The sequence below is a fragment of the Microbacterium umsixpiens genome, from assembly GCF_053543675.1.
Map to the genome: position 1 here is coordinate 4374 of NZ_JBLVOH010000120.1, position 4327 is coordinate 8700.

The 4327-nt window shown below is 67.7% G+C and carries 5 protein-coding genes and 1 pseudogene; 2 read left to right on the forward strand and 4 right to left on the reverse strand.

The window, feature by feature from the left end; translation table 11 throughout:
• A pseudogene (locus ACNPM4_RS11970) lies at nt 1-309 on the forward strand (DNA-3-methyladenine glycosylase 2 family protein); the annotation flags it as partial.
• 23 nt (nt 310-332) lie between these two features.
• Complete coding sequence (locus ACNPM4_RS11975; protein ID WP_136043000.1) at nt 333-530, forward strand: hypothetical protein; 198 nt, start codon at nt 333-335, stop codon at nt 528-530.
• Between the two features lie 25 nt (nt 531-555).
• Here ACNPM4_RS11975 and ACNPM4_RS11980 read toward each other — a convergent pair whose 3' ends face one another.
• The 4 genes from ACNPM4_RS11980 to ACNPM4_RS11995 all read right to left on the reverse strand — a co-directional run.
• Complete coding sequence (locus tag ACNPM4_RS11980) at nt 556-1311, reverse strand: iron ABC transporter ATP-binding protein (RefSeq protein WP_448985837.1); 756 nt, start codon at nt 1309-1311, stop codon at nt 556-558.
• A complete protein-coding gene (locus ACNPM4_RS11985) occupies nt 1308-2336 on the reverse strand; it encodes an iron chelate uptake ABC transporter family permease subunit (RefSeq protein WP_448985858.1) in 1029 nt (342 codons plus the stop codon). The genes ACNPM4_RS11980 and ACNPM4_RS11985 overlap by 4 nt, the downstream gene beginning before the upstream one ends.
• A 7-nt stretch (nt 2337-2343) precedes the next feature.
• The gene (locus ACNPM4_RS11990) at nt 2344-3330 is read right to left on the reverse strand and encodes an ABC transporter permease (protein ID WP_448985838.1); all 987 of its coding nucleotides are present in this window, start codon (nt 3328-3330) and stop codon (nt 2344-2346) included.
• Nucleotides 3331-3378: 48 nt separating this feature from the next.
• The coding region (locus tag ACNPM4_RS11995) for a siderophore ABC transporter substrate-binding protein (protein ID WP_448985839.1) at nt 3379-4327 on the reverse strand (949 nt) is incomplete at its 5' end.

Consider the following 4327-nt stretch of genomic DNA (forward strand, 5'->3'; position numbering starts at 1 on the left):
GCGGCCACGACCGGCGCCGACCGCGACCGCGTGCTCACCAGCCTGCCGGGAGTCGGCGTCTGGACCTCGGCGGAGACCCGCATCCGCGCGCTGGGTGATCCCGATGCCGTCAGCGTCGGCGACTATCACCTGGCGCATGAGGTAGGGCACGCGCTCACCGGGAAGCGCACCGACGACGACGGGATGCTCGAGCTCCTCGAGCCCTGGGCGGGTCAGCGGCAGCGTGTCATCCGTCTCATCTTCGCCAGCGGGGTTCAGGAACCGCGCCGCGGGCCCCGTCTCGCCCCCGAGGACCATCGCGGTCGCTGACTCCGTCGGCCTATGCTGGGGCCATGTCCCGCTCTGCCCTGCGCATCTCCATCACCGTCGGCCTGCTGATCGTCGGAGTCGTGGTCGGGCTGATCTTCCAGAACGTCTGGCTCGGCGTGCTCCTGGCCGCCATCGTCTGGCTGGGATGGTTCCTCGGCTACGAGTCGCGTCGTGGCAACAACGCCGGCGTCAACGACGAGGATCACGGCATCGAGCTCTGAGGCCCCTGGCACCGCATCCGTCCGCTCAGTAGTAGACGGCCAGCGGCCCCGACGGACCGTCGACGACGCGCACCGGGGTGTCGAACACCCGGGTGAGCACCTCGTCGGTCATGATCTCGGCCGGGGACCCGAACTCCACCACCGCTCCGTCTTTCATGGCGCAGATATGGTCGGAGTAGTGCCCGGCGAAGTTGATGTCGTGCAGCACGATGACGATCGTGCGTCCGAGTTCCTCCGCAGCCCGGCGCAGGTGTTTCATCATCTGCACCGCGTGCCGCATGTCGAGGTTGTTCAGCGGCTCGTCCAACAGCACGAACTCGGTGTCCTGGGCCAGGACCATCGCGACGTACGCGCGCTGACGCTGCCCGCCGGAGAGCTCGTCGAGATAGCGCCCTTCGAGCGGTCCGAGATCGAGGAAGTCGATCGCCTGGCTGATGATCTCCTCGTCCGCCCGGGTCAGCCGCCCCTTCGAGTGCGGGAAGCGTCCGAAGCCGACCAGCTGCCGCACTGTGAGCCGGGTGACGAAGTGGTTCTCCTGCCGCAGGATCGACACGACCTTCGCGAGGTCCTTCGACTTGGTGGAGGCGACGTCGAGCCCGGCGATCTCGATCGCACCGGCGTCCATGCCGTTCAAGCGACCGATCATCGTCAGCAGCGTCGACTTGCCGGCGCCGTTCGGTCCGATGAGCGCGGTGATGCCACCGGCGGGGATCTCGAGGTCGACGGGGCCGATCGCGACCTCGCTGCTGTAGTCACGGCGGACGCCGTCGAGTGCGATCACAGTCGGCCCTTTCTGAGGATGACGATGAGGAACACGGTGCCGCCGACGAGCTCGATCAGGATCGACACCATCCCCTGCGCGTAGAAGACGTTCTTCATCACGAAGTACGCGCCCGCGAGGATCGTGAAGGCCGTGAGCACCGCGACGGGGAAGATGAGCCGATGGTCGTGCGTGTCGGCGAACTGATACGCGAGGGTCGCCACCAGGAATCCGAGGAACGTCATCGGGCCGACGAGCGCGGTCGAGGTCGCCATCAGCACGGCCACCAGGAAGAGCACGAGGAAGAGCTCGCGGCGATGGTCGACGCCGAGGGAGCGCGCGGCGTCCGGACCCAAGGCCATCAGGTTCAGCCGACGGGATCGCAGCCACAGCAGTGCGGATGCCGCGACGACGAGCGGGATCGCCAACGGGAGGTACGAGGGATCGGCGTTGGACACGTTGCCGAAGAGCCGGGCGGCGAGCACGTCGAACTCGCTGGGCGTGAGCAGTCGCTGCATGAACGTGGCGATCGCGCCCAGTCCCCCGCCGATCACGATGCCCACCAGGAGCATGATCTGCAGGTTCCCGTATCGACCGGACAGCAGCCAGCCGTAGAGCGCGACCGCGAGCCCGACCATGATCGCGACCTGGATCGCGAACTGGCCGACGCCCTGGATCGCCACGAGCCCGGCCACCCCGAACAGGTAGACGGTCGCGGTCTGCACGACGCGGTAGAGCGACTCGAACCCCATGATCGACGGCGTGATGATGCGGTTGTTGGTGACCGTCTGGAAGCTCACCGTGGCGATGGCCTGCGCGACCGCGACGAGCGCCATCACCGTCACATCGGTCGCACGGTGCTGGGCGATGCGCCAGAACCCCGTCGATCCGGGCGGCATCGGGTTGCCCCAGGCGAGCAGGCCGAAGCCGGAGCCTGCTGCCAGGACGAGAAGGATGCCGAGCACGAGGAAGTAGCGACGGCGAGCACGCGGGGTCGTGAACGAGCCGGCGGACCGAAGCGGGCCGGAGGTCGTCGCCTCGCCCATCACGCCGCTAACCACGTCGACGCTGCCTCAACAGGAGCAGCACGAACACCACGGCCCCGACGACGCCGAGGATCAGCGACACCGGTACCTCGAACGGCATGATGATCGTGCGCCCGATGATGTCGCACACCGTGACGATCGCGATGCCGAGCAAGCACACCCACGGCAGGTTGCTGCGCAGGTCGTCGCCGCGCACCATCGAGACGATGTTGGGCACGATCAGTCCGAGGAAGGGCAGGTTGCCGACGACGACCGTGACCACACCCGTGGTGATCGCGATGAGGACGGTGCCGAGCAGGATGATCCGGTTGTAGTTCACGCCGACGTTCGTGGCCACCTCTTCGCCGAGTCCGGCGATGGTCAGCCGATCGGCGACGAGGAAGACGGTCACGCCGATGATCGCCACGATCCACAGCATCTCGTACTGGCCGCGCATCACCGAGGTGAAGCTGCCGGCGAACCACACGCCCAGGATCTGCAGCGAGTTGGTGGCGAGCGCGAGATAGGTCGACAGCGCGCCGACGACCGCGCCGAGCATGATGCCGACGATCGGGACGATGAGCGAGGACTTGAGGGCGACGCGGCGCAGGAAGGCGAAGAACACCATCGTGCCGACGAACGCCGCGAGCACTGCTCCCGCCATCCGCAGCGGGAGCGACGGCTGCGGGACGAGGATCATGACCATGAGGAGTCCGAGCCCCGCCCACTCGGTGGTTCCGGTCGTCGTCGGCTCGACGAAGCGGTTCTGGGTGAGCAGCTGCATCACGAGGCCTGCCATCGCCATCGCCGCGCCCGAGAGGACGAGGGCGATCGTGCGGGGCACGCGCGTGATCTGGAACATCTCCGCGCCGTCGTCGGCTCCGGCGATGTCGTACACGCCGGTGAACAGCGAGATGACGAGGAGCACGACGACGACGAGCACGCCGAGGAGCAGCGTGCCGTCGAAGAGCCGCGCGGCGTACCGGGGCGGCGGGGTGATGTCGGTGGAGACCATGATGACGGTGCGGCGGCACCCGAATCATCCGGATGCCGCCGCGTTACCTCAGTTCTTCGCGGCCTCGAGTGTGTCAGCGAAGTCCTCGAGGAACGTCGTGTACGTCTGGATTCCCTCGTTCAAGTAGGTGTCGGTGGGCATGTAGACGATCTGCTCGTCCTTCACCGCCGTGACACCGGCGAGCGCCTCGGAACTCTCCAGGATCTCGGCCGCCTGCACGTAGTCGGGGGTCTCCGCAGCGAACACGGCGTCGCGGTCGAGCACGAGGATCCAGTCGGGGTTCGAAGCCGCGATCGCCTCGACCGAGATGTCGTCGCCCTGGTGATCGTCGGTCGCGTCCTCGACCTCGAGCGCCGGCGTGAGTCCGAGGATGTCGTAGATCGGGCCGAGCGAGCGGCCGACGGTCGGGGCGAGGTACCCGATCTCACCGCCGGAGGTGTTCACGGCCATGACGGTGTCGGCGTCATCGTAGGCGGCCTGGGCGCGCTCGACGGCGGCGTCGAAGTCATCCACCAGCTTCTGCGCCTCGTCCTGCTTGCCGAAGATCTCGCCGAGCACGGTGACCTGGCGCTTGAGCTCCTGGTCGAAGGGCTCGCCCTCGCGTGGCTCGAGGTCGATGATCGTGGCTTCGGGCACGAGATCGGCGATGGCCGCGTTGTGCTGGGTGAAGCGCTGGCCGCTGATGATGAGGTCGGGTTCGACCGAGACGACGGCCTCGAGGTCGGGTTCGCTGTGCAGGCCGATGTCGACGATGGCGTCGTCCTTCACGTACGACACGGTCTCGGGCATGAGCGCGACGGCGCCGGCCGAGAGCTCGACTCCCCAGTCGGAGAGCGTCTGGAAGGTGCGGTTGTCGAGGGCGACGACGGAGGCCGGAGGGGTCGCGATCTCGTGCGTGCCGGTGTTGTCCTCGATCGTGACGGATGCCGCCGCAGGTTCGTCCTTCGCAGGTTCCGCCGTGCTGCCGGAAGCGCAGCCGGCGAGGGCGAGGAGGCCG

Coding starts and splice junctions, on each gene's coding strand:
- ACNPM4_RS11985 (WP_448985858.1), bottom strand. CDS start 2,336: ATGGGCGAGGCGACGACCTCCGGCCCGCTTCGGTCCGCCGGCTCGTTC.
- ACNPM4_RS11975 (WP_136043000.1), top strand. CDS start 333: ATGTCCCGCTCTGCCCTGCGCATCTCCATCACCGTCGGCCTGCTGATC.
- ACNPM4_RS11990 (WP_448985838.1), bottom strand. CDS start 3,330: ATGGTCTCCACCGACATCACCCCGCCGCCCCGGTACGCCGCGCGGCTC.